This is a genomic window from Actinoplanes sp. NPDC049316 (genome assembly GCF_040677315.1).
GTDB lineage: Bacteria > Actinomycetota > Actinomycetes > Mycobacteriales > Micromonosporaceae > Actinoplanes.
In genome coordinates this window covers 12,795-37,067 of record NZ_JBFAQM010000013.1, presented here as the reverse complement: position 1 = coordinate 37,067, position 24,273 = coordinate 12,795, and the positions used below count along the sequence as shown (strand labels likewise).

General features: G+C 71.8%; 26 protein-coding genes. 14 read left to right on the top strand and 12 right to left on the bottom strand.

Annotated elements, in window-relative coordinates:
* The first annotated feature begins 242 nt into the window (after positions 1-242).
* The 3 genes from AB0K03_RS20760 to AB0K03_RS20750 all read left to right on the top strand — a co-directional run bounded on the left by AB0K03_RS20760 (position 243) and on the right by AB0K03_RS20750 (position 3,372).
* Positions 243-1,382, top strand: coding sequence for a DNA cytosine methyltransferase (locus AB0K03_RS20760; protein ID WP_364687214.1), 1,140 nt, complete (start codon positions 243-245; stop codon positions 1,380-1,382).
* 816 nt (positions 1,383-2,198) lie between these two features.
* Positions 2,199-2,366 (top strand): hypothetical protein, encoded by a 168-nt coding sequence (locus tag AB0K03_RS20755; protein ID WP_364687212.1) that lies wholly within the window; start codon positions 2,199-2,201, stop codon positions 2,364-2,366.
* A gap of 181 nt (positions 2,367-2,547) precedes the next feature.
* Complete coding sequence (locus AB0K03_RS20750) at positions 2,548-3,372, top strand: Bax inhibitor-1/YccA family protein (protein ID WP_364687210.1); 825 nt, start codon at positions 2,548-2,550, stop codon at positions 3,370-3,372.
* 205 nt (positions 3,373-3,577) lie between these two features.
* Here the strand turns inward: AB0K03_RS20750 and AB0K03_RS20745 are convergent, their stop codons facing one another.
* The gene (locus AB0K03_RS20745) at positions 3,578-4,846 is read right to left on the bottom strand and encodes an MFS transporter (RefSeq protein ID WP_364687208.1); all 1,269 of its coding nucleotides are present in this window, start codon (positions 4,844-4,846) and stop codon (positions 3,578-3,580) included.
* Positions 4,847-5,053: 207 nt separating this feature from the next.
* On the opposite strand from AB0K03_RS20745, the gene AB0K03_RS20740 reads away from it, so the two are divergent.
* Positions 5,054-5,368 carry a hypothetical protein gene (locus AB0K03_RS20740; protein WP_364687206.1) on the top strand — a complete coding sequence of 105 codons (315 nt, stop codon included), beginning with the start codon at positions 5,054-5,056 and terminating at the stop codon, positions 5,366-5,368.
* 79 nt (positions 5,369-5,447) lie between these two features.
* On the opposite strand, the gene AB0K03_RS20735 is transcribed toward AB0K03_RS20740, so the two are convergent.
* The 3 genes from AB0K03_RS20735 to AB0K03_RS20725 all read right to left on the bottom strand — a co-directional run bounded on the left by AB0K03_RS20735 (position 5,448) and on the right by AB0K03_RS20725 (position 8,890).
* Complete coding sequence (locus tag AB0K03_RS20735; protein WP_364687204.1) at positions 5,448-6,692, bottom strand: acetyl-CoA C-acetyltransferase; 1,245 nt, start codon at positions 6,690-6,692, stop codon at positions 5,448-5,450.
* Between the two features lie 104 nt (positions 6,693-6,796).
* The gene (locus tag AB0K03_RS20730) at positions 6,797-7,603 is read right to left on the bottom strand and encodes an SGNH/GDSL hydrolase family protein (protein ID WP_364687202.1); all 807 of its coding nucleotides are present in this window, start codon (positions 7,601-7,603) and stop codon (positions 6,797-6,799) included.
* 60 nt (positions 7,604-7,663) lie between these two features.
* Entirely contained in the window at positions 7,664-8,890 is a 1,227-nt protein-coding gene (locus AB0K03_RS20725; RefSeq protein ID WP_364687200.1) for an SGNH/GDSL hydrolase family protein, read from the bottom strand.
* Between the two features lie 207 nt (positions 8,891-9,097).
* On the opposite strand from AB0K03_RS20725, the gene AB0K03_RS20720 reads away from it, so the two are divergent.
* Both AB0K03_RS20720 and AB0K03_RS20715 read left to right on the top strand, forming a co-directional pair.
* Positions 9,098-9,454 (top strand): YkvA family protein, encoded by a 357-nt coding sequence (locus AB0K03_RS20720; protein WP_364687198.1) that lies wholly within the window; start codon positions 9,098-9,100, stop codon positions 9,452-9,454.
* A 51-nt stretch (positions 9,455-9,505) separates the two neighbouring features.
* The gene (locus AB0K03_RS20715) at positions 9,506-10,864 is read left to right on the top strand and encodes a cystathionine beta-synthase (protein ID WP_364687196.1); all 1,359 of its coding nucleotides are present in this window, start codon (positions 9,506-9,508) and stop codon (positions 10,862-10,864) included.
* 152 nt (positions 10,865-11,016) lie between these two features.
* On the opposite strand, the gene AB0K03_RS20710 is transcribed toward AB0K03_RS20715, so the two are convergent.
* A complete protein-coding gene (locus AB0K03_RS20710; RefSeq protein ID WP_364687194.1) occupies positions 11,017-11,961 on the bottom strand; it encodes a trypsin-like peptidase domain-containing protein in 945 nt (314 codons plus the stop codon).
* Positions 11,962-12,136: 175 nt separating this feature from the next.
* Here AB0K03_RS20710 and AB0K03_RS20705 point away from each other — a divergent pair, with 175 nt between their 5' ends.
* Complete coding sequence (locus tag AB0K03_RS20705) at positions 12,137-12,451, top strand: hypothetical protein (protein ID WP_364687192.1); 315 nt, start codon at positions 12,137-12,139, stop codon at positions 12,449-12,451.
* Positions 12,452-12,776: 325 nt separating this feature from the next.
* Complete coding sequence (locus tag AB0K03_RS20700) at positions 12,777-13,220, top strand: hypothetical protein (RefSeq protein WP_364687190.1); 444 nt, start codon at positions 12,777-12,779, stop codon at positions 13,218-13,220.
* A 3-nt stretch (positions 13,221-13,223) separates the two neighbouring features.
* On the opposite strand, the gene AB0K03_RS20695 is transcribed toward AB0K03_RS20700, so the two are convergent.
* From AB0K03_RS20695 to AB0K03_RS20680, 4 genes are all read right to left on the bottom strand, one after another.
* Positions 13,224-13,739, bottom strand: coding sequence for a GNAT family N-acetyltransferase (locus tag AB0K03_RS20695; protein WP_364687188.1), 516 nt, complete (start codon positions 13,737-13,739; stop codon positions 13,224-13,226).
* Positions 13,711-14,640, bottom strand: a complete 930-nt coding sequence (locus AB0K03_RS20690; protein ID WP_364687186.1) for a ribonuclease Z — start codon at positions 14,638-14,640, stop codon at positions 13,711-13,713. Before AB0K03_RS20690 ends, AB0K03_RS20695 begins: the two co-directional genes overlap by 29 nt.
* A 299-nt stretch (positions 14,641-14,939) precedes the next feature.
* Positions 14,940-15,926 carry a polyphosphate kinase 2 gene (gene ppk2, locus AB0K03_RS20685; protein ID WP_364687184.1) on the bottom strand — a complete coding sequence of 329 codons (987 nt, stop codon included), beginning with the start codon at positions 15,924-15,926 and terminating at the stop codon, positions 14,940-14,942.
* Positions 15,927-15,963: 37 nt separating this feature from the next.
* Positions 15,964-17,385 (bottom strand): CYTH and CHAD domain-containing protein, encoded by a 1,422-nt coding sequence (locus AB0K03_RS20680; RefSeq protein WP_364687182.1) that lies wholly within the window; start codon positions 17,383-17,385, stop codon positions 15,964-15,966.
* An 89-nt stretch (positions 17,386-17,474) separates the two neighbouring features.
* Here AB0K03_RS20680 and AB0K03_RS20675 point away from each other — a divergent pair, with 89 nt between their 5' ends.
* The gene (locus tag AB0K03_RS20675; protein WP_364687181.1) at positions 17,475-17,648 is read left to right on the top strand and encodes a hypothetical protein; all 174 of its coding nucleotides are present in this window, start codon (positions 17,475-17,477) and stop codon (positions 17,646-17,648) included.
* Positions 17,649-17,858: 210 nt separating this feature from the next.
* Here AB0K03_RS20675 and AB0K03_RS20670 read toward each other — a convergent pair whose 3' ends face one another.
* A complete protein-coding gene (locus AB0K03_RS20670) occupies positions 17,859-18,182 on the bottom strand; it encodes a hypothetical protein (protein ID WP_364687179.1) in 324 nt (107 codons plus the stop codon).
* A gap of 143 nt (positions 18,183-18,325) precedes the next feature.
* Between AB0K03_RS20670 and AB0K03_RS20665 the strand changes: the two genes are divergently transcribed.
* Together AB0K03_RS20665 and AB0K03_RS20660 are read left to right on the top strand one after the other, a co-directional pair.
* Positions 18,326-18,610, top strand: coding sequence for a hypothetical protein (locus AB0K03_RS20665; protein WP_364687177.1), 285 nt, complete (start codon positions 18,326-18,328; stop codon positions 18,608-18,610).
* A 10-nt stretch (positions 18,611-18,620) separates the two neighbouring features.
* Positions 18,621-18,977 (top strand): VOC family protein, encoded by a 357-nt coding sequence (locus tag AB0K03_RS20660; RefSeq protein ID WP_364687175.1) that lies wholly within the window; start codon positions 18,621-18,623, stop codon positions 18,975-18,977.
* A 16-nt stretch (positions 18,978-18,993) separates the two neighbouring features.
* On the opposite strand, the gene msrA is transcribed toward AB0K03_RS20660, so the two are convergent.
* Together msrA and AB0K03_RS20650 are read right to left on the bottom strand one after the other, a co-directional pair.
* A complete protein-coding gene (msrA, locus tag AB0K03_RS20655; RefSeq protein WP_364687173.1) occupies positions 18,994-19,653 on the bottom strand; it encodes a peptide-methionine (S)-S-oxide reductase MsrA in 660 nt (219 codons plus the stop codon).
* Positions 19,654-19,701: 48 nt separating this feature from the next.
* Positions 19,702-20,115: an HIT family protein gene (locus tag AB0K03_RS20650; protein ID WP_364687171.1), complete on the bottom strand. Its 414-nt coding sequence runs from the start codon at positions 20,113-20,115 to the stop codon at positions 19,702-19,704.
* Between the two features lie 24 nt (positions 20,116-20,139).
* Here AB0K03_RS20650 and AB0K03_RS20645 point away from each other — a divergent pair, with 24 nt between their 5' ends.
* The 3 genes from AB0K03_RS20645 (at position 20,140) to ilvA (ending at position 24,088) form a co-directional block, all read left to right on the top strand.
* Positions 20,140-21,291 (top strand): cystathionine gamma-synthase, encoded by a 1,152-nt coding sequence (locus AB0K03_RS20645; RefSeq protein WP_364687170.1) that lies wholly within the window; start codon positions 20,140-20,142, stop codon positions 21,289-21,291.
* A 26-nt stretch (positions 21,292-21,317) separates the two neighbouring features.
* Complete coding sequence (locus tag AB0K03_RS20640; protein WP_364687168.1) at positions 21,318-22,685, top strand: amidase family protein; 1,368 nt, start codon at positions 21,318-21,320, stop codon at positions 22,683-22,685.
* A 179-nt stretch (positions 22,686-22,864) separates the two neighbouring features.
* Complete coding sequence (ilvA, locus tag AB0K03_RS20635; protein WP_364687166.1) at positions 22,865-24,088, top strand: threonine ammonia-lyase; 1,224 nt, start codon at positions 22,865-22,867, stop codon at positions 24,086-24,088.
* Positions 24,089-24,273: the final 185 nt, after the last annotated feature.

The window sequence follows — 24,273 nt, the reverse complement described above, 5'->3', positions numbered from 1 at the left end:
AGTAGAACAGACGTTCTAACCATCGGTGATGGGCTCGGCCACTCTGGGGCGGTCGTGGCGCCCAGTTCGACCGAGAGTCACCGTGCATACGCTAGCGGTTCCATCGGTTGTCGAGCGACCCTAAGCGTCGACGCCGCGCCATCGCCGGAACGCGAGCCGTTCACCGGTTTCGGGGGCGACCGACGACACACAGGTCGACACCGGGCACGCGGCAATACCGGCCGACCAACTAGAGTCCCTGCATGGCCGTGCGAACCACCAAGATCTCCGCAATCGACCTGTTCTGCGGGGTGGGCGGCTTGTCCTACGGCCTCCAGGAGGCCGGCATCGACGTCGTCGCCGGCATCGACATCGATCCCACTTGCGACTACCCCTATCGGACCAACGTCCGCGCACCGTTTTACAAGGAGGACGTCTGCGAACTCGACGCCGACGCGTTGGCCGCCCTGTGGCCGAAGGATTCCGTCCGCCTCCTCGCGGGCTGCGCTCCTTGCCAACCGTTCTCGTCGTACCGCCGCGGCGCCGATACCTCCCAGGAAGCCCAATGGCCCCTGGTCGACGAGGTCCGCCGATTGGTCGAGGACACCAAACCCGAAATCGTCACGATGGAGAACGTGCCCCGTATCGGAAGCACTCCGATCTTCAAAGCATTCGTTGCAAAGCTTCGCGAAATCGGCTACTCGGTGCACTTCGAGTCCTGCTACTGCCCGGCGTACGGAGTCCCTCAGCATCGACGCCGTATGGTTCTCGTCGCCTCGCTCCTCGGCGAAATCCGCGTGCCAAAGGGTGAGGTCGCATCGACCGACTACGTCACCGTCCAGCAAGTCATCCGCGACCTTTCCCCGCTCGGCCATGGAGAAGCCGACCCCTCCGACCGCCTCCACAAGAGCCGCACGCTGACGCCGGTGAACCTGGAGAGAATCAGAAGCTCGACGCCGGGCGGAACCTGGCAGGACTGGCGCGAGGACCTGCGTGCCCCCTGCCACCGCAGATCCTCCGGCTCGACCTTCCGCAACGTCTACGCCCGAATGGCCTGGGACGAACCGTCGCCGACCATCACGACGTTGTCGTACAACTACGGTGCCGGCCGCTTTGGCCACCCCGAGCAGGACCGAGCGATCACGCTACGCGAAGCGGCGATCCTGCAAAGCTTCCCTCGACACTACGAGTTCGTCGCCCCAGAAGATCCGGTGCAGTTCGCCCCGCTCGGCCGCCTCATCGGCAACGCCGTACCGCCACAGCTGGCGAAAGCCGTCGGCCAGGCCATCGTCAACCATGTGGAGGCCACCGGGGGGCGCGTCACGAAAGCCCGGCGGCGAACGACCGTACCTCCGAAGTCGGATGTACCCTCCCTCCAATCCTCTCGTGATCGGGTCGGGTGACGAAGACACTTCGACGGTCCCACCACCGCGCCCCCGTCTCTTTGCGGGTCGGCATTGAGATGGGCCTGAAGCCCATCCCCTCGGTCGGGCCTATCGGGGTGGCAAGACGATCCGTTCCTGAACGACGAGCCGGGCAGTTCGTCCCGGCGTAGCCGGGGGGTGAGATGCTCGGCGTGACCCGCCCCGGGCACGCGATGAACCCGCACAAGGATCGGCGTCGTCGACCGGGGTCAGTCAGAGACCGGCTACAGCAGGGCAGGGCATTGATCCCGGCCTGCGCGCCGAACCCGCCGGGCCGGCGGCGAACCGGCAGCTCACTCAACGGGCGCCCGGAGTCCCCGTCCCAGAGGTACAACGGGCCCGGCCCGCCTCCGACGGTGCCGGCGGCGATGATCGTTTGCTCGGGCGGGCCGCCCACGGCGATCGCGGCCCGGCCGCCGTGGGTGCGCATCCGATGAATCCGCTCTCCCCTGTGGAGGCCCCAGGCGTGGACGGTGCCGGCACCGTCCCCGGCGCCGGCCAGCTGTTGAGCCCCCCACCGGCTGGCCGCCGGATCCTCGCCGGCTGTGCCGAGGCGCCGGCCGCCGACGCCGGACCGGCTCCTGTCCGCGTCTTCGACGTCCCCACCGGCATGCCGGACTCCGTCGCGTTCACCCGCGACAGGCCGGCGATCAGCGGAACGAGGAGGACGGCCGCCGGCGCTGGGATCCGGTCACGGGCCGGCTGGTCGGCGAGCCGCTCGCCACCGGCCGGTCGAACGGGTTCGCCTTGGCTCCGGATGGCCACACAGCGGCGACGGCGGGTTTCGGCGGCACGGTGCAGCTGTGGGATCTCGACACCGGTAGGGGCTGGGGCCATCACTGGACAGCCACGCGGACACCGTCGGCGGTGCTGGCCTTCAGCCCGGACGGGCACCCGATCGCTGTGGCCGGCGGTTACGGCCCCGCGGCCCGATTGTGGCTGTTCGACCTGCCGGACCGCTGAGACGGCGACCGCCCACCAGCGGCCCCGGGCGCCTCATCTGCCCCGTCCGTACGTTTAGCTTGCTCGTGCGGGCTTTTTCAGGTCGTTCACAGGTTCCCCACGCGATTTTGTGCTGGTCCCCGGCATACCCTGGGGTAAGCACGACCCCTGCGTGCCTCAACCTCAAGGGAGGCTGGACACAGTGAGAACTTCCAACCCGGTGCTCTCGCGCCTCGGCCAGGCGGCCGAGCGGGAGCGCGCGACCGGATACGGACCATACGGACCGCCCGCCGGTCAGCCGGGTTACGGTCAGCCGTACCCGTCGGCCCCGGGCTTCCCCGCCGCGGCGCCCGCGGTGCAGCCCATGACGATCGACGACGTCGTCGTCAAGACCGTGACGTTGCTGGGCATCACCGGCGTCTCCGCCGTTGCGGCCTGGAACCTCATCCCGCAGAGCCTGCTCGGCGCGGCCTGGATCGGCGCCGCCGTCGTCGGCCTCGTGCTCGGCTTCATCATCAGCTTCAGCCGGATGGCCAACCCCGCCCTGGTCGTCGCGTACGCGGTGGTCGAGGGCGCCTTCGTCGGCCTGGTCAGCAAGTTCTTCCAGGTGATCGCCGGCTACCAGGGCATCGTGTTGCAGGCGGTGGTCGCCACGTTCGGCGTCTTCTTCCTCATGGCGTTCCTGTACCGGGCCCGCGTGATCCGGGCGACGCCGAAGTTCACCCGCGGCATGATCGCCGTCATGGGTGGCCTGTTCGCGGTCATGCTGATCAACCTGGTGCTGTCGCTCTTCGGCGTTCACACCGGCCTGCGCGACAACGGCGCGCTCGGCATCATCTTCAGCCTCGTCTGCATCGTGGTCGCGTCGCTGAGCTTCATCCTCAGCTTCAACGAGGTCGAGGAGGGGGTCCGGATGGGCCTCCCGCAGCGGTACTCGTGGACGGCGGCGTTCGGCATTCTCGTCAGCCTCATCTGGCTGTACATCGAGATCCTGCGCCTGCTGAGCTTCCTGCAGGGCGACGACTGACCCGCGGGGCCGGCCAACCACCGGCCCCTTGGCTACGCACCGGCGAACGCCCGGCCCGCACTCGCGGACCGGGCGTTCCGCTGTCCGGCGCGGGTCACCGCTCGCTGTCCGGGCCGTTCCGCTGTCCGGCGCGGGTCACCGCTCGCTGTCCGGGCCGTTCCGCTGTCCAGCGCGGGTCACCGCTCGCTGTCCGGGAGTGGTGAGGTCACCGGTCGCCGTCCGGTGATGGCAGCGTCCGTCCCAGCCGGGCCAGCGGCGACGACGCCATCAGCACCGGCGAGAGCAGCATCCCCGCAGCCGACACCAGCAGCGCCGTACGCAACCCCGCATGCGCCGCCAACAGCCCACCGGTCAACGACCCGAGCGGCGCCAGCCCCATCCCGGCGAAGGTGATCGTCGCCGCGACCCGGCCCTGCAACGCCACCGGCGTCAGCGCCTGCCGTACGGCCATGATCGTGACGTTGACCAGTTGACCGAGGGCGCCGAAGACGAGGTTGATCGCGATCAGGGCGACGACCGTACCGGTGGAGCCACCGCGCAGCGCCCCGGCGCCGAGCATCACACCGTCGCCGACGGCGGCGGCCGCGACCAGCACGGGCCCGTGGCCGAGCCGGCCGGGGAGGCGAGCCGCGAGTAGCGAGCCGATCAGCGCCCCCGGCCCCGTCGCGGCGAGTGCCAGCCCGATCGCCGCACCGGACAGGTGCAGCTCCCGCGGCAGGAACAGCAGGTACGCCGTCATCGTGGCCGCGAGGAAGAACTGGAACGCCCCCGAGGCGAAGCACACGGTACGGAGCGAGGCGTCCCGCACCACGAACCGGAGCCCTTCGTGGATCTGCCGGAGGATCAGCGTTCGCCCGGGGGAGCGTGGCGCAGGCTCCTCGCGGCGGCGCATCCGGATGATCGCCCCGAACGACGTCACGAAGAGCGCGGCGCCGGCCGCGACGGCGATCGGGGCGGAGAGCAGGGTGGTCATCGTCCCGCCGAGGGCCGGCCCGCCGATCTGCGCCGCGGACCGGCTGGCTTCGACCGCGCTGTTCGCCCGCAGCAGCTGCTCGCGGGGGAGGAGGCGTACCAGACAGGCTTGGTAGGCGACGTCGAAGAGCACCGACAGTGACCCGACGACGAAGGCGACGGCCAGCAGCGCGGCCAGGCTCAACCCGCTCAGCAGGGCAACCACCGCGGCCGTGCCCAGCGCGAGCGCCCGGCCGAGATCCGTCAGGGCCATGACCGTACGGGTCCGCCACCTGTCCACCCACACGCCGGCGAACAGCGCGAGCAGCAGCTGCGGCGCCTGCCCGACCGCGCGCAGGACGCCCAGCTGGTCGGCGCCCACGTCGAGGGTCAGGACGGCGAGCAGCGGCAGGACCACCAGGCTCGTGTGCTCGCCCAGCTGGGAGGCGGTCTGGCCGGCCCAGAACGTACGGAAGTCGGAGTCGCGCCACAGCGGCGGCGTACCGGATCGAACGGAGGACACAGTGATCCCTTGGATGGCTGCGGACAAGGCCCACCGACCGACGGTCAGGTGGCGGCGCTCGCTGTGCCGCGCGATTCAAGGGCAGCACGCGATGACAGGCCGATGACGGCCTCAGCAGTCAACGCGTGCTCAACGACCGGGCATGTGTCAGCTCCTCGAGGGCTCCGGCCCCGACCCTAACCCGTGCGCCGCCGATAGGGTTGCCGGGTGTCTGCCGAAGATTTCCGCCTCGCGGTCCAGCGCCTGCTCAACCAGGTCGGCCACTGGGAGACCGGCCGGTGGGAAGCCGCCGGGCCGTCCGGCGGGACCCGCGCCGACCACGTGTACGGGCTGGTCCAGCGCCTCGCCGACCTGGGCGCGCACGCCGAGCACCGGACGCCGCGCCCCGTGCCCCGGGAGCCGGACATGATCCTGCCCGACCAGCTGCGCGTGATGACCGACGACCTGCTTGCGGCCGGGGCTCCGGACGAGGTGCTGGCCCGCGCGACCGCCGACGTGCTGGCCGTACGCAAGGCGCTGTGAGAGCCGTACCCGAGGCACAATGAGATCCGCCGGGCCCGGCGCGTCAAGCGCAGCCGGACCCGGCGGAAGACTTGCGGTGTCAGCTCAGGCGCTCGAGCACCATCGCCATGCCCTGGCCGCCGCCGACGCACATCGTCTCGAGGCCGATGCTCTTGTCGTGCCAGTCGAGCGAGTTCAGCAGCGTGCCGGTGATGCGGGCGCCGGTCATGCCGAACGGGTGGCCGACCGCGATCGCGCCGCCGTTGACGTTGAGCTTCTCGATCGGGATGCCGAGGTCCTGGTACGAGGGGATGACCTGGGCCGCGAACGCCTCGTTGATCTCCACCAGGTCCACGTCGCCGATGCTCATCCCCGCACGCTGGAGCGCCTGCTTCGACGCCTCGACCGGGCCGAGGCCCATGATCTCCGGCGAGAGCGCGGTGACGCCCGTGGAGACGATCCGGGCGAGCGGCGTGACGCCCAGCTCCCGGGCCTTCGTGTCGCTCATGATGACCACGGCCGCGGCGCCGTCGTTCAGCGGGCAGCAGTTGCCGGCGGTGACCCGGCCGTCGGGGCGGAACACCGGCTTGAGGCCGGACACACCCTCCATCGTCACGCCCGGGCGGGGACCGTCGTCGACCGAGACCACCGTGCCGTCCGGGGTGGTCACCGGCGTGATCTCCCGGGCCCAGAAGCCGTTGGCGATGGCCTTCTCGGCGAGGTTCTGGCTGCGTACGCCGAACTCGTCCATCTCCTCGCGGGAGACGCCCTTGAGCTGCGCCAGGTTCTCCGCCGTCTGGCCCATCGCGATGTAGACGTCGGGGATCTTGCCGTCCTCGCGCGGGTCGTGCCAGGTCCGGCCGCCCTGCGCGTACTCCGCGGTGCGGGCGCGGGCCTCGTCGAACTGCGGGTTCTCCCAGCCGCCGCCGACCAGCGCCTGCGCCTCGGAGGGCAGGCCGTCGGAGCTGCCGCGGGCGAACCGGGAGACGGTCTCGACGCCGGCCGAGACGAAGATGTCGCCCTCGCCGGCCTTGATCGCGTGGAACGCCATCCGGGTCGTCTGCAGCGACGAGGAGCAGTAGCGGGTGACGGTGGCGCCGGGCAGGCCGTCCAGGCCGAGCTTGGTGGCGACCACGCGGGCCATGTTGAAGCCCTGCTCGCCGCCGGGCAGACCGCAGCCCAAATAGAGGTCCTCGATGAGGGTTCGGTCGAGCTGCGGCACCTTGGCCAGCGCGGCGTCGACGATGGTGGTGGCGAGGTCGTCCGGGCGCAGATCCCTCAGCGACCCTTTGACGGCCCGGCCGATCGGGGAGCGGGCGGTGGCGACGATGACGGCTTCCGGCATGGACCCACGTTAACGCGCCGGTAACTTATGGCGGTAGCGCAACTTCGTCACACCGGATTGTCACTTTTCGTCACAAGTGGCGAAGCGCCCGGCGGGGCGCCGTTTCACTCCTGGGTCGAGCGCCGCCCGGCCGCCTGCGCCGCGTCGAAGACCGCCGGGTAGAGGGCGTGAGCCCAGACCCGGTAGCCGTCCGCGGAGGGGTGATAGCCGTCGTAGCAGAGCGTGCCGGCGTCGGCCCGGAACACCGCGCCGGTCTCCTCGGCCAGGTCCACCACCACGCCGCCGGCCTTGCTCACCGCCTCCGCCTGGGCCTTCGCCACCCGCCGGCCGAGCCAGCCGGTGACCTGGCGCAGCGGCTGGGCGATGGAGCGTACGGCGCCGAGATCCGGGCAGGTGCCGACGACGACCTGGACGCCCGCGTCGCGCAGCCGCTTGACGGCGTCGCCCAGGTGCTGCGCGGACTCCTCCGGGCTGCGCAGGCCGGTGGCGTCGCGGGCGCCGATCAGCACCACCGCCACGTCAGGACGGTCGCCGAGCAGGGCCCGGGCCACCTGGGTCGCCAGGTCGGCGGAGCGCGAGCCGGCCACGCCGACGCTGGAGAGCAGCACGTGCCGCCGGCCGGTCTCCGGGGTGCCGTCGGCGAGCAGCCGGGCGAGCTGGCCGCCGACGGTCTCGGACAGCCATTCCACGCCGACCCCGATCGCGGCCGCGTCGCCGAGTAGCACGAGACGCAGGGCGGGCGCCGCGGCGGGGCCCATCGACGTCCGCAGGGCCAGTCCCATGGTGGGCTTCGCGTACCGCCGGGTGCGGGCGGCTATCGCCTCGCCGGCGAGCAGGGCGACGCCGCCCACGGCCGACGCGAACAGTGTCGTGGCCGTCGCCTTGCCGATCCGTCCCGTCAGGCCCGTCATGTCGCCTCCCTGCCGCTCGCGGCGCCCGCGTCCGCCCGGTCGCGGGCACTGCCCGGTCCGTCAGTCGACGGCCGCTTGATGATCCTCCGAGGTCCAGCCTAAGGCCCCGGGACGCGACCGGCCGGTCCCGCCGGTAACACGAGTACCCATCCGGCCCGCGACATGCGCCCCCGCGCGCCGCCACGCTCCGCGCAGTGCCAGGGAGCCGTCGGACAGCGCCGCGCCGAAGCCGCTCGAGGGGGCCGTTTGCGCAGCTGGCGGCTCTGCCGAGCCGACCGGCTGGAGGGGCGCCGCGCGGTGCAGGAACCAGCTTCTCGGCTCGTCGAACCACGGGTGGCGGCGCAACTGCGCCCAGCGCCCGGCCGGTCCGCGCTCACGCCCGTCGACCCGGGCCCCGCTGACCTCGGTGCCCGCCGAGCGCGCCGCCTCGTGGGCCGCCTGCGGCAGCGTGCGCACCCCGTCCGGCCCGGTGGCCGGCGCGCGGTCGTCCTCGCCCAGCACCGCCATCAGCGTCGGCATGATGACCGCGGCGGCGCGGGCGTACCCCTCGACCGACGGGTGGAAGCGGTCGGCGCCGAACATCCGTACCGGATCCGCGGCGAAGGTGGGGCCGAGCAGGTCGCAGAGCGAGACCGTCCGGCCGCCCGCCTCGACCACCGCGACCGTCTGCGCCGCCGCGAGCTGGCGGCTCCACGACCGGGCCAGCCAGCGCAGCGGCGGCTTGATCGGCTGGATGACGCCGATGTCCGGGCAGGTGCCCACGACGACCCGGCAGCCGACCGCGCGCAGCCGCCGGACCGCGTCGGCGAGGTGACGCACCGCCGAGGAGCGGTCGGAGACATGGGTGACGTCGTTGCCGCCGATGATGATCACGGCGACCTCGGGGTGGTGCTCGAGCGCCGCGTCGACCTGGTGGCGCAGCCCGGCGGAGACCGAGCCGACCACGGCGAGCCGGTGCAGCCGTACGGGCCGGCGCAGCCGGCGCGACACGCCCGTGGCCAGCAGCGCGCCGGGCGTCTCACGGGGACGGTGCACGCCGTACCCGGCGGCGGTGGAGTCGCCGAGGATCACCATGCTCAGGGGCTTGCCGGGGAACTTCGTTCCGTAGACGCCGTCGCCCCGCGGTGGCGGGGCCTCGGCCATCGGGATGATCCGGCGGGCGTCGGCCGCCTGGCGCAACAGCACCCCCGCCGAGAGGAGAGTGAGGCCCGCCGCGGCGCCGGTGAGACCGCCCGCCACCTGGCCGGCGAACTTGATCCGCCGGCGTTCCGCCTCCGTCAAGGTCATTGCCTTGTGCATGCTCTCCCTCGCTCTCGCTCGGTGGGAACCTGCCCTTCAGCCGGTGCGGCACTGCACCGGTCTCAAACAACCGGCGTCCGGCGATGGTGGGGTCTTCGAGGCTAGCGCGCAGGTGCGACAAAAGTCTGAACTCCGCGCCGAGCGGGCACAACTGGCAGGTGGACGTCATGCTGAAGAGAGCGAAAGGGGACGACCATGGCCAAGACGTTGCGACGGGCCTCCGCCTTCAGTGCGCTCGCCAAGGCGCTCGTGTCCGGGGCGCGCGGTGGCCCCTCTCTGGGGAAGCGGCTGGCCGCGCTGCCACGGATGATGAAGGCGACGGCGCGCGGCGAGTACGACGGCGGCATGCGAGTGATCATGATGGCGGCCGCGACCGCGTACGTGGTGTCGCCGATCGACGTGATCCCGGAGGCGGCGCTGTTCGTGTTCGGGCTGGTCGACGACGCCGCGATGATCGCCTGGCTCGCGGGTTCCGTGCTCAGCGAGACCGAGCGTTTCCTGCAGTGGGAGAAGCAACGCGACGCCGTCCTGCCCGGGACCGTCGTGCCGTGAGCCGTAGGCTGACCTGACATTGCAGGCCAGCACCGAGAAGGGCACAAAGACGTGCGGTACTACGACAACGTCGTCGAGATCATCGGGGACACCCCCCTCGTCCGGCTGCGTAGCGTCACCGAGGGCATCTCGGCGACCGTTCTCGCCAAGGTGGAGTACTTCAACCCCGGCGGGTCGGTGAAGGACCGGATCGCCGTCCGGATGGTGGAGGACGCCGAGAAGGCCGGTCTCCTCCAGGAGGGCGGCACGATCGTGGAGCCGACCAGCGGCAACACGGGCGTCGGGCTGGCCCTGGTGGCCCAGCTGCGCGGCTACCGGTGCATCTTCGTCTGCCCCGACAAGGTCAGCGAGGACAAGCAGAACGTGCTGCGGGCGTACGGGGCCGAGGTGGTGGTCTGCCCGACCGCCGTCGCCCCGGAGGACCCGCGCTCGTACTACAACGTCTCCGACCGGCTGGCCCGGGAGATCCCCGGCGCCTGGAAGCCCGACCAGTACAGCAACCCGGCCAACCCGCGCTCGCACTACGAGGAGACCGGCCCGGAGATCTGGAAGCAGACCGAGGGCCGCATCACGCACTTCGTGGCGGGCGTCGGCACCGGCGGCACGATCAGCGGCGTCGGCCGTTACCTCAAGGAGCAGGGCAACGTCCGGATCGTCGGCGCCGACCCCGAGGGTTCGGTCTACTCCGGCGGCACGGGCCGGCCGTACCTGGTCGAGGGCGTCGGTGAGGACTTCTGGCCGCAGACGTACGACCGCAGCGTCTGCGACGAGGTCATCGAGGTGTCCGACTCGGACTCCTTCGAGATGACCCGCCGCCTGGCCCGCGAGGAGGGCCTGCTCGTCGGCGGCAGCTGCGGCATGGCGGTGGTGGCCGCGCTGGAGGTGGCCCGCAAGGCCGGCCCCGACGACGTCGTGGTGGTCCTGCTGCCCGACGGCGGCCGCGGTTACCTCTCCAAGATCTTCAACGACGACTGGATGGCCCGGTACGGCTTCCTCTCCACCGGCGACGGCTCTCCCACGGTCGCCACGGCCCTGGCCGCGAAGGGCGGCGCCATGCCCCCGCTCGTGCACGTCCACCCCACCGAGACGGTCCGCGACGCGATCGACTACATGCGCGAGTACGGCGTCAGCCAGCTCCCCGTCCTCAAGGCCGAGCCCCCGGTCGTGACCGGCGAAGTGGCCGGCTCGATAGCGGAGAAGGCGCTGCTGGACGCGCTCTTCACCGGTCAGGCCCACCTGCACGACACGATCGAGCGGCACATGGGCGAGCCGCTGCCGATGATCGGCGGCGGCCAGCCGGTGAGCGAGGCGGTGGCCCTGCTCGAGCGCGCGGACGCGGCGATGGTGCTCATCGACGGCAAGCCCGCGGGCGTGCTGACCCGCCAGGACCTGTTGGCGCACCTGAGCTGAAAGATCCAGATCAAGAGCCGGATGTCGTAGCGGGGTGGTGGGTGCGGACCGCTGCTCACGCCGAGGGCCGGGGACGGGAATCCATTCGCTTGCGCTCATGAGCGGATTCCCGACCCCGGCGACCTGCGTGAATGGTTGCGCCCGGAAAGAGCTCAGCGCAGTTCTTCGGGGACCGACACGACGTCGACCAGCGCGTTCTTGCGCAGGACGGTGATGGGCAGGTTCTTGCCGATGGCCGGGCCCAGCATCAGGCGCTGCAGCGCCTGCACGGTCTGGACCGGCTCGCCGCCGGCGGTGATGAGGATGTCGCCCAGGTAGATGCCGGCGGTGCCGGCCGGGCTGCCCGGGACGACCTCGACGACCCGCAGCCCGAGCCTCTGGCCGAGCCGCTCCGCGAGCGGTGGCGGCAGCGGGACCGGCACGCCCGCGACGCCGAGCCAGGCGCGGCGGACCCGCCCGGTGCCGACGAGCTCGCCGATGATCTGCCGGGTGGTCTTGTTGATCGGTACGGCCAGGCCGAGGCCGTAACCCGCGACCGCCGTGTTGACGCCGACGACGGTGCCGCCGGAGTCGGCCAGGGCGCCGCCGGAGTTGCCGGGGTTGAGCGCCGCGTCGGTCTGGATGACGTTGTCGATGATGCGGACGCGCCTGCCGTCGCGGGCCGGCAGGGACCGGCCGAGGCCGGAGACGACGCCGGCCGTCACCGAGCCGGCGAGACCCATCGGATTGCCGACGGCCACGACGAGCTGGCCGATGCGCAGGTTCTCGGCGTCGCCGAGCGGTGCCGCCGGGGCGCCGGGGTTGTGCACCCGGACCACCGCGAGGTCGGACAGCACGTCGGCGCCCACCACGTCGAACCGGGTCTCGGTGCCGTCGGCGAAGGAGGCGGTGCCGGCGTTCGCGCCGGCGACCACGTGGGCGTTGGTGAGCAGGAATCCGTCGTCGGTGAACGTCACCGCCGAGCCGGCCCCGGCACCCCGCGGGGTGCGCACGCTGAGCGCGGCCACGGACGGCAGGAGACCGGCGGCGACGCCGGTCACGACCCGGCTGTACGCGTCGAGCGCCGCGGTCTCGGCGCTCGTGTGTTCGGTGTCCATGGCATCGTCAACGCCCCCGCCGCCGCATCGATGTCCGTCCGCCGTCCGCCCACGGCGAACATCGGCCGTCACGGATAGTCGCGAAGGTCGCACAGTCAGTCCGATCGACGGGTGATGTGCGGGGGTTGTATGGGGTGCGACAGAGCTGCACTCGTCCGGGGAGGTTCGAAAGAAGATGGCCATCGTCGACCAGGACATGCCGGCCGGCATCGTGGACCGGCTGCTCTGGCAGGACGCCCAGCAGATGCTGGGGAGGCACGCCGGAGCCGGTCACGACGGCAACTGTGTCTGGTGCGGATGGCGGTGGCCGTGCGCTCCGCGGCGCCTCGCCGAGCGCGCCGAGACGGCGTCCCGGCGCCCCTGGCGCGAGGCGTGGACGCTGCGGCACGACCTCAACAGCCTGCGCGACATCCCCGGCGTCTTCGACGACAACCGGGTACGCCGCGAAGTCCGCAAGACCGACGACCTGAACCGAGGCTATTTCGACTGACTGGCCTTGACCGGCGTCGACCGGGCGCTTGACCGTCCCCCGGCAAGTTCCGGCCCCGTAGACGCCATCCCGCGGTGACACCGCCGTTGCCCCGCCAGCTCGCCGGTGTCCCGCAACTGGACCCGCCCACACCGATCGACCGGCACGCCTCCGCCGGTCGGCGCCTCCGGCCAGGCGCACCCCGGTGCGGGCGGGCGCGGTAGGCGGGAGTGCGTGACCACAGGTTCCCCCGCATTCACTCGGTCACGCGCTCCCGCCCTCCCTCCGGAAGGAGCGATCCACTTCACTCTTGCGTAGTGGCGTCGCCGTCGGTTTGGCTCGGGGCATGGCGCTCATCGCGTACGACGATGCCGACGCTGCCGCGTTCGGGGCGACCCGGCATCTGGGCGACGACGCGCTCGGCGCGTGGCGGGAAGCGATCACCCGGTACGTGGACCCGCGGCCGGGCATGCGTCTGCTCGACGGCATCACCCTGTGCCGTTTCTGGCCGGAGGCGGGGACCGCGCTGAACGACCACTATCCGACCGTGGCCACCGTCGAGGCGGCGTTCGCCGGTGCCGGGTTCGTCACCGCCGGGCTCGAGCCGGTCGCCCAGGTCTCCGCACCGTCCCTGCCGGAGGCCGCCGCCGGGTTACGCCGCGAGGCGCACACCCTGTTGCAGCTGATCAGCGATGACGCCTATGCCGGAGGCGCCGAACGGCTCCGCGTCGCCGCGCAGACCGCAACGGGCCCAGTGGTCGACGTCCTGGACCTGCTTGTCCTGCACTGAGCCCTACCTTCCGGCGCCGCTCAGAGAAATCGCGTAGCGCACCTGGTGCACCGGCTCGTCGCCGATCGGCTCGACGCGGCTCTCGCCGTCCGCGACCCAGCCCCCGCGCTCGTAGAAGCGGCGGGCGCGCGCGTTCTCCTCGAGAACCCACAGCACCGCGCGGTCGCCGTACCGGGTGAGGGCGGCCAGCGCGTCGATCATCATCGCCCGGCCGACGCCCCGCCCCACGTACGCCGGATCGGCGTGGATCGCGGACAGCTCGGCGATCCCGTCGTCCTCGCTCGGGCCCAGGTACGTGAACCCGGCGAGCCGATCGTCCTCGAGGGCCACGGTCAGCCGGTGCGTCTCCCGCTCCCAGGTCCAGCGTTCCGTCCACCACTCGCCCATCGCGGCCGGCGAACCGAAGGTCAGCGCGGCGGGGGAGACGATCCCCGCGTACGCCGAAGCGCGTGAGCGGTAGTGCAGGTCGCCGACGCCGGCCAGGTCGTGCTCACCGGCCGGCCGCAGGAGCAGGGTCATGCGACGAACCTATCCGCGGAGGCACCGGGACCCGCATCAGGTCCTCGGCGATCACGATGTCGCCGTCGAACTCCGCGCGGGCCTCGTCGAGGAATCGGGTGCTGTCGGCGTACCGCTGGGAGAAGTGGGTGAGCAGCAGCGTGCGTACCCCCGATTGCCGGGCCACCGAGGCAGCCTGGCCGGCCGTCAGATGGCCGACCTGGGCGGCCATCACCGCGTCCTCGGCCAGGAACGTCGACTCGATCACCAGCAGGTCGGCGCCCTCGGCGAGGGCGAAGACGCTGTCGCACAGGCCCGTGTCCATCACGAACGCGAACTTCTGGCCCGGGCGCGGCGCGCTGACGTCCTCCAGCGTGACGGTTCCGGCCCGGCCGGTGCGTTGCAGCTCGCCGATGGCCGGCCCGCTGATCCCGTACGCGTCGAGCAGCGCGGGCAGCATGCGGCGGCCGTCCGGTTCGGCCAGGCGGTAGCCGTACGTCTCGATGGAATGCCGCAGCGGCAGCGCGGTGAGCGTGCCCGCCGGGGTCTCCGCCGCGAAGCCGGGACCGACCGGCGTGGGCACGAGGTCGGCGACGTCGTAGAAGCTCGTGGCGTTGCGGAGGCGGTCGAAGTAGGCGTGGCCGCCGGCGGGGTAGTGCACGTGGACCGGGTGCGTCACCTTGTCGAGCGAGATGCGCTGGATGATGCCGGGCAGTCCCAGCGCGTGGTCGCCGTGGAAGTGGGTGATGCAGATGCGCCGCAGCGGTGTGACGGCGAGCCCGGCCAGGAGCATCTGGCGCTGCGTGCCCTCGCCCGGGTCGAAGAGGATCACCTCGTCGTCCCAGCGCAGGTGGTAGCCGTTGTGGTTGCGATGGCGGGTGGGCACCTGGCTGGCGCTGCCCAGGATCGTCAGCTCGCGCACGTCGCCCCCCGCCGGAGAGATTAAGCGACCCCCGGGGACTTCCACCGCCACGCCTGCGCGCGAACGATGGTCCGGTCGGACAAGGCCGGATCCCCGGGGGTCGGGTGGCTGCCTGGTACTCGCCTGACCGCTGCCACACGGTCTCGACGTACTACAAAACTTCTCGAAGCTGTCGAGGACAGCGGCTAGCGGACAGCCACCTCACGAGTCCCGTTGCTATACAACTTCGGACCACCTCCCTTCACGTGTACGGCCACGTTAGCCACTGCGAAGGGAGGTCGACAACGCCTTATTTCTCACTAGAGGCGCGGGAATACCCGGGGGGACATTTCGGTACCTTCCACCGCGAGCGAGGCCGGTCCGACGATCTGCGGGTCCGGGGTGCCGACCACCTCCGGATCCTTGCCCTCGTACGCGAACCGGTTGAGCACGTACCGCATGGCCTCCAGCCGGGCCCGCTTCTTGTCGTTGCTCTTCACCACGGTCCACGGGGCGTCGGCGGTGTCGGTGTAGAAGAACATCGCCTCCTTGGCCTCGGTGTAGTCGTCCCACTTGTCCAGCGACTCGAGATCCATCTTCGAGAGCTTCCACTGGCGTACCGGGTCGACCTGGCGGATGGCGAAGCGGGTGCGCTGCTCGCCCCGGGACACCGAGAACCAGAACTTGACCAGGTTGATGCCGGAGCGCACGAGCATCCGTTCCAGGTCCGGCGCCTGCCGCATGAACTCCAGGTACTCGGCGCGGGTGCAGAAACCCATGACCCGCTCCACGCCGGCGCGGTTGTACCAGGACCGGTCGAACAGCACGATCTCGCCGGCCGCGGGCAGATGCTTGATGTAGCGCTGGAAGTACCACTGGGTGCTCTCGCGCTCGTTCGGCTTCTCCAGCGCGACCACCCCGGCGCCGCGCGGGTTCAGATGCTCCATGAACCGCTTGATCGTGCCGCCCTTGCCGGCGGCGTCGCGGCCCTCGAACAGGATCACCAGCCGTTCGCCGGTGTCCTTGCACCAGTTCTGCAGCTTCAGCAGCTCGATCTGCAGCAGCCGCTTGTGGTGGTCGTACTCGGCGCGGGGCATGCGGTAGTCGTACGGGTAGTCCTCCCGCCACGTGTCGACCGGGCTGCCGTCGGCGTTGAGCAGCACCGGATCGTCGTCATCGTCGTCCGCGACCCGGTAGCCGCCGAGCTCCTTGACCGGCCCCGCGTACGGCGGGGTGGTGATGTCGTCGGTCGGGGATTCCTGCTGCTGGTCCTCGTCCTGCTGGTCCTCGTGCTGCTCGGCCTCCATGGGCCCGTTCCATACCCACGAGGACCAGCGTCCCAACTCAGCCCAGCCAGGCGCGCAGCTTCTTCTTCCGGGCCGCCCGGGTCGCTGCCGGGAGATCCGCGAGGGTCCGCTCACCCACCTGCTCCTGCCGGGCGAACAGGATTCCGTACGGGAAAGCGTCCGGAGCCGTTCGCGCCACCTCACGGAGCACGTCGCGGGCCACCACGGAGTCCTGATGCGCGCCGAGCACATCCTGCAGGGAGGTCAGCGCGCCGACCAGCTTCTTGCCCGGCTTGCCCGCGCCGGGGCTGAAGACCTCGACGGCGTACCGGGCCTGCTTGAACTTCTTGCGAGCCTCGTGCAGCTCCGCGTCGACGCCGTCGGCGGTGGCCTCGTCCAGCAGCCGGTCCGCCCTGGCCAGCACCTTGGCGGCGCGGCGCCGCGCATCCCGGTCACCCGGGCCCGGCTCGTCCACCATGTCGTCGATCGCGTCGAGCAGGGCCAGGTACCGATCGCTGTCCAGGGCCTCGGTCAACGCGCGGCGGCCCTGCGCGACGTCGGCCTCGAGCTTCTCGCGGACCCGGGTGGCCACCTCCGGGAAGCCCTCGGCGGCGGCGACCAGCTTTTGCGAGAGGACCTGACCGTCGCGGACCGCGCCCAGGCACTGCGCCAGCCACTTCAGCTCGCCCTTGACGAACTCGGCGCGCTCCGGATCGAACGACCCCTTGAACGTCTTCAGCGTGCTGCGCAAGCGGCGGGTCGCCACGCGCATCTTGTGCACGCCCTCGGCGTCGCCGGCCCGTACCGCCGGGTCCTGCGCCTCGATGGCCTCGCGCTGCGCACGGGCGTACGCGACAACGGGGTTGATCTTCTTGCCGGCCTTCGGGGCGGCCAGCCGGTCGCCGAGCGCCCGGGCCAGCTTCGACGGGCCCGCGGCGGGCGTGGCGCCGGCCGCGCGCAGCAGGCCCTCCACGGCCTCCAGCACCTCGGGGTGGCCGTCCACCAGCTCCACCTCGAGCTCCTGCCAGCGCTGCTCACCGTCGTCGGTCTCCGCCGTGACCTCGTCCTGCGCCACCAGCGCCAGCGTGCCACCGTCGGAGTCGCACAGCGGCGTCTCCACCCGGCGGGTGCGCAACCGGGCCACCGGCCGCAGCGGACGCGTCCGCACGATCGTGCGGACCTCGGCGACCAGCTCGGCCGGCACCTCGTCGCCCTCGGTGAACGGCAGCCGATGCTCGGTACGCGCCGAACCGTCCCCGGGGGTCTTCAGATGCCAGCCCGCATCGGTCCCGCCGGTGCGCCGCCGCAACGTCCGCTTGTTCCGCGCCAGCCGCAGATCCTCGGTGTCGAAGTACGTCGCGTCCAGCTCGTGCGTCTCGGCCTCACCGAGCCCGCCCGCACCCCCGGCGCCGGTCAGATCCGGCAGGGCGAAGCCGTCCGGGACGTCGTACTTGCGCTCGTTCTCGGTGGCCGTCTGCATACATCCAGTCTTCCCGATCCGGCCCGGTAGAGCGACTGTGCAGGGTCCGGTTCAGCGACCTCACAGGAACGCGAGAGACGCTGACGCGCGTGAACGAACCGGAACGTCGCAGGGTGTCCCTCGCCGGCCTCGGCCTGATCGGCGCGGGCGCGGTCCTCGGGCTCGCCCTGACCGCTCCCGGCGCCACGGGCGACGACCCCACCGCGCTGCCGCCGACCGCTGCCGCCCCGGCCGACCCGCCGCAGCCGCCGGGGACCGAATGACTCCCGGCTGATCGCTCGGCCGGCTCGGCGCTGTGTCGGCGAACTCCCAGGTGATGCAGGGCTGCGGTTCAGCGCAATCCCAGCCGGGTCCCGCACTATTGGCGCTAGGTTCCGCGGGACCCGGTGCTCGTCCCCCGTGCGAGCGCCGGCCCCGCGGGCCGCTGCGAAGCGCCGCTCCGTCCGCCGCCCCGGACGGGGCGGCGCCCGCTCTCAGACGCCCGCCTCGACCTGGCTGCGCAGGTAGTGGGCCCGTGAGTAGTGCGCCGCCGCGGCGCCGTAGTACATCGTCGCCAGCGACACATGAAACGTGTTGTCGGCCATGGCGTTCTTCGCGGCGGCCGTCTCGGCCCACCGGATCTCGGCATCCGACTCGCTGATCCCCCGCCGGGCACACCGCCGCCGATTCAGCTCCTTGCCGAGCCGCCACGAATCCAGGGCGTTCTCGGCCTGCCGCATCATGGCCCGCGCCCTCTCGATGAGCGATTCGGCGAGCAGCCAGGCAGCGCGCTCCTCCTCGTTGCTGAACCGGGGCATGGTGACACCTCCCGAGGGGCTACCTCCCGATCTGTCTGTCCATTCAGTGTGTGCGGCGGGTTCGGCGCTTGTCGATCTTTTACACCCCTTCGGGGTACGGCCGTATGTGCTGCTCACGGGTGATGCCCGCGTACGGTGAGCGAATGAGCGAGCAGGGCTGGCGGCAGTTCCTCGCGGCGGAGGGCCTCCAGGATTGGGTGGTGCTGCACGGCGGCGCGACGGCCGTCTTCCGCGTCCCGTCGCTCGGCGAAGCAACCCGGCTGGCCGCCGTGATCGCACAGGTCCCCGGCCTCGCAGGGGCACTCCTGACGGCCGCCGACGACCGTCTCACCGTACGGCTGACCCGCGGCGTTCCGGCTCGAGGAGCAGCACGTCGAGCTCGCACGGGCGATCTCGGCGCTCGCCCGGCGACACGGTGCCGCGGCTGACCGGGCAGCGGTGCACGAGATCCAGCTGGCGGTGGCAGCCCGGCCCGAGGCGGTCGATGCCGGCTTCTGGCGGGCCGTCCTCGGATACGCGCCCCTGGCCGACGACAACGCGGTTGACCCGCTGGGCCACGGGTCGACCGTGTGGATGCAGGAGCTCGACCCGGACAAGATGCTGCGGCACGCGATGCACATCGACGTATCCGTCGCCCGCGACCAGGCCGGAGCGCGCGTGGCGGCGGCGCTGGCGGCCGGCGGCCGCATCGTGGACGACTCCGAAGCGCCGGCGGCCTGGATCCTCGCGGATCGCGCCGGCAACCGGGTCTGCGTCGCCGCCTGGCCCGACGGTGCGGTGCCCTCACCTCGGTGAGGGCACCGCACCTGCGTTACGCGGTCTTGGCGACGCCGACCGGGCAGGTCATGCCGTTCGGGCCGTGGTTGCAGTAGCCGCCGGGGTTCTTCGAGTCCGACAGGTACTGCTGGTGGTAGTCCTCGGCGTAGTAATACTCACCCAGCGGCGCGATCTCCGTCGTGATCCGGCCGTGGCCCGCGGCCGTCACCACCGGCTGGAAGGCCTCCAGCGACGCCTGGGCGATCCGGGCCTGCTCCGGCGTCGTCGTGTAGATCGCCGAGCGGTACTGCGTTCCCACGTCGTTGCCCTGGCGCATGCCCTGCGTCGGGTCGTGGTTCTCCCAGAAGGCCTTGAGCAGGTCCTCGTACGCGATCTTCGACGGGTCGTAGACGACCTGGACGACCTCGGCGTGCCCGGTGGCGCCCGAGCAGGTCTCCTCGTACGTGGGGTTCTTCGTGAAGCCGCCCGCGTAGCCGACCGAGGTCGAGTGGACCCCGGGCAGGCGCCAGAAGATGCGCTCGGCGCCCCAGAAGCAGCCCATGCCGAACACGGCCGTCTCGTAGCCGGCCGGCCAGGGGCCCTTCAGCGGGGTTCCGAGCACCGTGTGGGTGTCGGCCACCGGCATCGCGATCAGGCGGCCCGGCGGGGCCTGGTCGAGGGTGGGCAGCTCGAGCTTCTTGTACCGCAGGAACACGGTGTCTCCCTTCGTCCGCCCGGTGCAACACCAGCCCCGGCGTGATCCTTACCCGAGCGCGTCGGCGATGGATCGAGCGTACGAGGCGGCTTCCTCGTCGGAGTCGTACTTGTGCCGGGGCCAGAAGAACCCGCGCAGCCCGTCCCCCTTCGTCCGGGGTACCACGTGCGCGTGCAGGTGCGGCACTGACTGCGACACGATGTTGTTCATCGCGACGAACGTCCCTTTTGCCCTGGTGGCGAGGGGTACGGCCGCCGCGACCCGCTGGACCAGCGCGAAAAAGCCCGGCAGCAGCTCCGGGGAGAGGTCCACGAGTTGCGGCACGTGCGAGCGCGGCACGACCAGGACGTGGCCCTTGAACACCGGCCGGACGTCGAGGAAGCCGACGCCGTCGGGGGAGTCGACCACCTTGAACGCGGGCACCTCGCCCGCCACGATCGCGCAGAAGAGGCAGTCGGCCATCAGCGCAGACTAGCCTTGCCCCTCATGACGGGTAACGAGTACGGCTTCGACACTCTGGCCATCCACGCCGGGCAGGACCCCGACCCGCGTACGGGCGCCGTGGTGCCGCCGATCTACCAGACCAGCACCTACGCCCAGGACGCCGTCGGCGCGCCCCGGCTGGGCTACGAGTACAGCCGCTCGGGCAACCCGACCCGCGACGCCCTGCAGGAGTGCCTCGCCGCGATCGAGGGCGGCCGGCGGGGCCTCGCGTTCGCCAGCGGGCTCGCCGCCGAGGACACACTGCTGCGCACCGTGTGCCGCCCCGGCGACCACGTGGTGATCCCGGACGACGCGTACGGCGGCACCTTCCGGCTCTTCAGCAAGGTCGCCGAGAAGTGGGGCGTGGACTGGACGGCCGTGCCACTCAACGACCTGGACGCGGTGCGGGCGGCGTTCCGTCCCGGGCACACCCGGCTGATCTGGGCCGAGACGCCGACCAACCCGCTGCTCAACATCGCCGACATCGCCGCGCTGGCCGCGCTGGCGCACGAGTACGACGCCATGCTCGCCGTCGACAACACGTTCGCGTCGCCGTACCTGCAGCAGCCGATCGCGCTCGGCGCCGACGTGGTGGTCCACTCCACGACCAAGTACCTGGGCGGGCACTCCGATGTGGTCGGCGGCGCCCTGATCACGGCCGACGAGGGGCTGGGTCAGGAGCTCGCGTTCCACCAGAACGCCATGGGGGCGGTGAACGGCCCCTTCGACGCGTGGCTCACGTTGCGCGGGATCAAGACCCTCGGCGTACGCATGGACCGGCACTGCGACAACGCCGAGCGGGTCGTCGCGTACCTGCAGACCCACGCGAAGGTCGGCCAGGTCCTCTACCCGGGCCTGGAGTCGCACCCCGGCCACGAGACAGCTGCGAAGCAGATGTCGCGCTTCGGCGGCATGGTCTCGTTCCGCGCGAAGGGCGGCCGTGACCAGGCCATCGAGATCTGCAACCGGACGAAACTGTTCGTGCTGGCCGAGTCGCTGGGCGGCGTCGAGTCCCTCATCGAGCACCCCGGCCAGATGACACACCTGAGCGCCGCGGGCTCGCCGCTTGAAGTACCCGCCGATCTCGTGCGACTGTCTGTCGGCATCGAAACCGTTGACGATCTGCTCGCCGATCTCGAGCAGGCGCTCGGCTGAGGGTTCACAGACAGGCGGGACCGGCCATGGACAACCTGGCGACCACGTGGGTGGGTGCCACGGCGAAACAGATCTCCCGTGCGGTGCGCCGCGGCGACACGACCGCCACCCAGGTGGTCGCCGACCACCTCGAGCAGATCGCCATCTCCGAACCGGCGCTCGGCGCGTTCCGGGTCGTGCGCGGCGGTGAGGCGATCGTCGAGGCGGAGAAGGTCGACGAGCAGGAGGACCTGGCCAACCTGCCGCTCGCCGGCGTACCGGTCGCCGTGAAGGAGAACACCCCGGTCGCCGGTCTGCCGACGTGGCACGGCTCCGAGGCGGCGCGCACGGACGTCGCCGAGGAGGACCACGAAGTGGTCCGCCGGCTGCGCGGCGCCGGCGCGGTCGTCGTCGGCGTCACCAAGATGCCGGAGATGGGGCTGTGGGCGACGACCGACGGCGCCGGCGGCCCCGCCCGCAACCCGTGGTCGCTCGACCGCACCCCCGGCGGCTCGTCGGGCGGCGCGGCCGCCGCCGTCGCCGCCGGGCTGGTGCCGATCGCGCACGGCAACGACGGCCTCGGCTCGGTCCGCATCCCGGCGGCGTGCTGCGGCCTGGTCGGCCTCAAGCCCGGCCGCGGCGTCATCCCGTGCGACCTGGGCCTGGACGGCTGGATGGGCCTCGTCGAGCACGGCATCCTCGCCACGACGGTCGCCGACGCCGCGCTGGGCTTCAGCGTCCTGGCGGGCCGCGCCCCGGCGAAACTCACCCCGCCGGAGAAGCTGCGGGTCGGCGTGGCGTTGCGCTCCCCGGTGCAGGGGGTACGGGCGGACGGGCCGAACCGCGATGCCGTGGCCACCGCCTCACGGATCCTGACCGCGGCGGGACACGACACGCTGACCGCCGAGCCGTCGTACTCCGCCAAGCTCGGCCTCATGGGCCTGCTCACGTGGTTCGCGTCGGCGTACCGGGAGGCGGACGCGGCCGGGCTCGACCTGAAGAAGCTGCAGCCCCGCACCCGCCGCCACATCAAGCTCGGCAAGATCGCCTGGAACCGCGGATGGGTACGCCAGGAACAGCGTGACGCCTGGCGGGAGCAGAGCATCGCGTTCTTCCGCGACCGGAACATCGACGTGCTGCTGACCCCGGCGCTGGCCGCCACCCCGCCGCCGGCCGACGGGCACTCCACGGGCAGCTGGCGGCGCAACATGCTCGTCAACACGCGGTACGCCCCGTACGCGGCGCCCTGGAACATCGCCGGCCTGCCCGCGATCGTGGTGCCGGTGGGCATGCGGCCCGACGGCCTGCCGGTGGGCGTGCAGTTCGTCGGCCCACCGGACTCGGAGCTGCTGCTGCTGTCCATCGCGGGTCAGCTCGAGGTGGCGAACCCCTGGACGCGCCACTCCTTCGTCTGACACCGGGCGGCGCGGTCTCAGGCAGTGGCCGGGTGGCGCGGTCTCAGGCAGTGGCCGGGTGGCGCAGTCTCAGGCAGTGGCCGGGTGGCGCGGTCTCAGGCAGTGGCCGGGTGGCGCGGTCTCAGGCAGTGGGCGGGTGGCAGGATTTCGGGCAATCGCCGGGTGGCACGATCTCAGGCATGAGTGACCTGCTTACGCTCGCCGACATCGAAGCCGCGCGGGCGCTGCTCACCGGGGTCGTCAAAACCACCCCGCTCGAGCCCTCCATGCCGCTGACCCGCACCCTCGACATGCCGGTGTGGCTCAAGTGTGAGAACCAGCAGCGGGCCGGGTCGTACAAGGTGCGCGGCGCGTACACCCGCATCTCGCGCCTCTCGGACGCCGAACGCGCCCGCGGCGTGGTCGCCGCGAGCGCGGGCAACCACGCCCAGGGCGTGGCGCTCGCCGCCGGCCTGCTCGGAGCGAAGGCCACGGTCTTCATGCCGGAGAACGCCCCGCTGCCCAAGGTCACGGCCACGAAGGGCTACGGCGCCGCCATCGAGTATGCGGGGCTCACCGTCGACGACGCGCTCGTCGCCGCCCGCGCGTTCGCCGAGCGGACCGGTGCGGTGCTCATCCACCCCTTCGACCACCGGGACGTGATCGCCGGGCAGGGCACGGTCGGCCTGGAGATCCTCGACCAGTGCCCCGACGTCGGCACGATCGTGACGGCTGTCGGCGGAGGCGGCCTGATCTCAGGCGTCGCGGTCGCAGCGAAGGCCCTCAAACCGGACATCCGGATCATCGGCGTCCAGGCGTCCGGCGCGGCGGCCTACCCGCCGTCGCTGGCCGCGGGCACCCCCGTCGCGTTGAAGGAGTCGGCGACCATCGCGGACGGCATCGCGGTGATGTGCCCGGGCGACATCACGTTCGCCCACGTCAGCGAGCTCGTCGACGAGATCGTCACGGTCACCGACGAAGACCTGTCCGCGGCCCTGCTGGTGCTGCTGGAACGGCACAAGATGGTGGTGGAACCGGCCGGGGGAGCGGCGGTCGCGGCGCTGCTCACCGGCAAGGCCGACCTGACCGCCCCGGTCGTCGCGATCCTGTCGGGCGGCAACATCGACCCGATGCTGCTCATGCGCGTGATCGAACACGGCCTCGCCTCGGCGGGCCGCTTCCTGCGGCTCGCGGTGCAGACGGGAGACCAGCCGGGTGAACTCGCGCGCCTGCTGACGCAGATCGCCGAGCACCGCGCCAACATCGTCGACGTGATGCACTCCCGCCACAACCCCCGGCTGCACTTCGGCGAGGTGGAGGTGCAGCTCTCGGTGGAGACCCGCGGCCCGGACCACTCGGCGACGCTGATCGGCGCCCTCCGCGACTCGGGCTACGCGGTCACGCTGCTGTCCGGAACGCCGTAGCGCGCCTTGCACGAAACGCCGGGGTCGCCGCAGCCGGGCCGGTGCTGGGGCCGGCGCCCGCCACTCGGGCCGGGGCCGGGCCGGGGCGGCCGCTGGGGGCTGGGGCAAGCGCCGCAGCTGAGGCCGCCGCTCGGGCCGGGGTCGGGGGCCAGAGCCGGGCGGCCGCTCGGGCCGGGCCGGCGCCG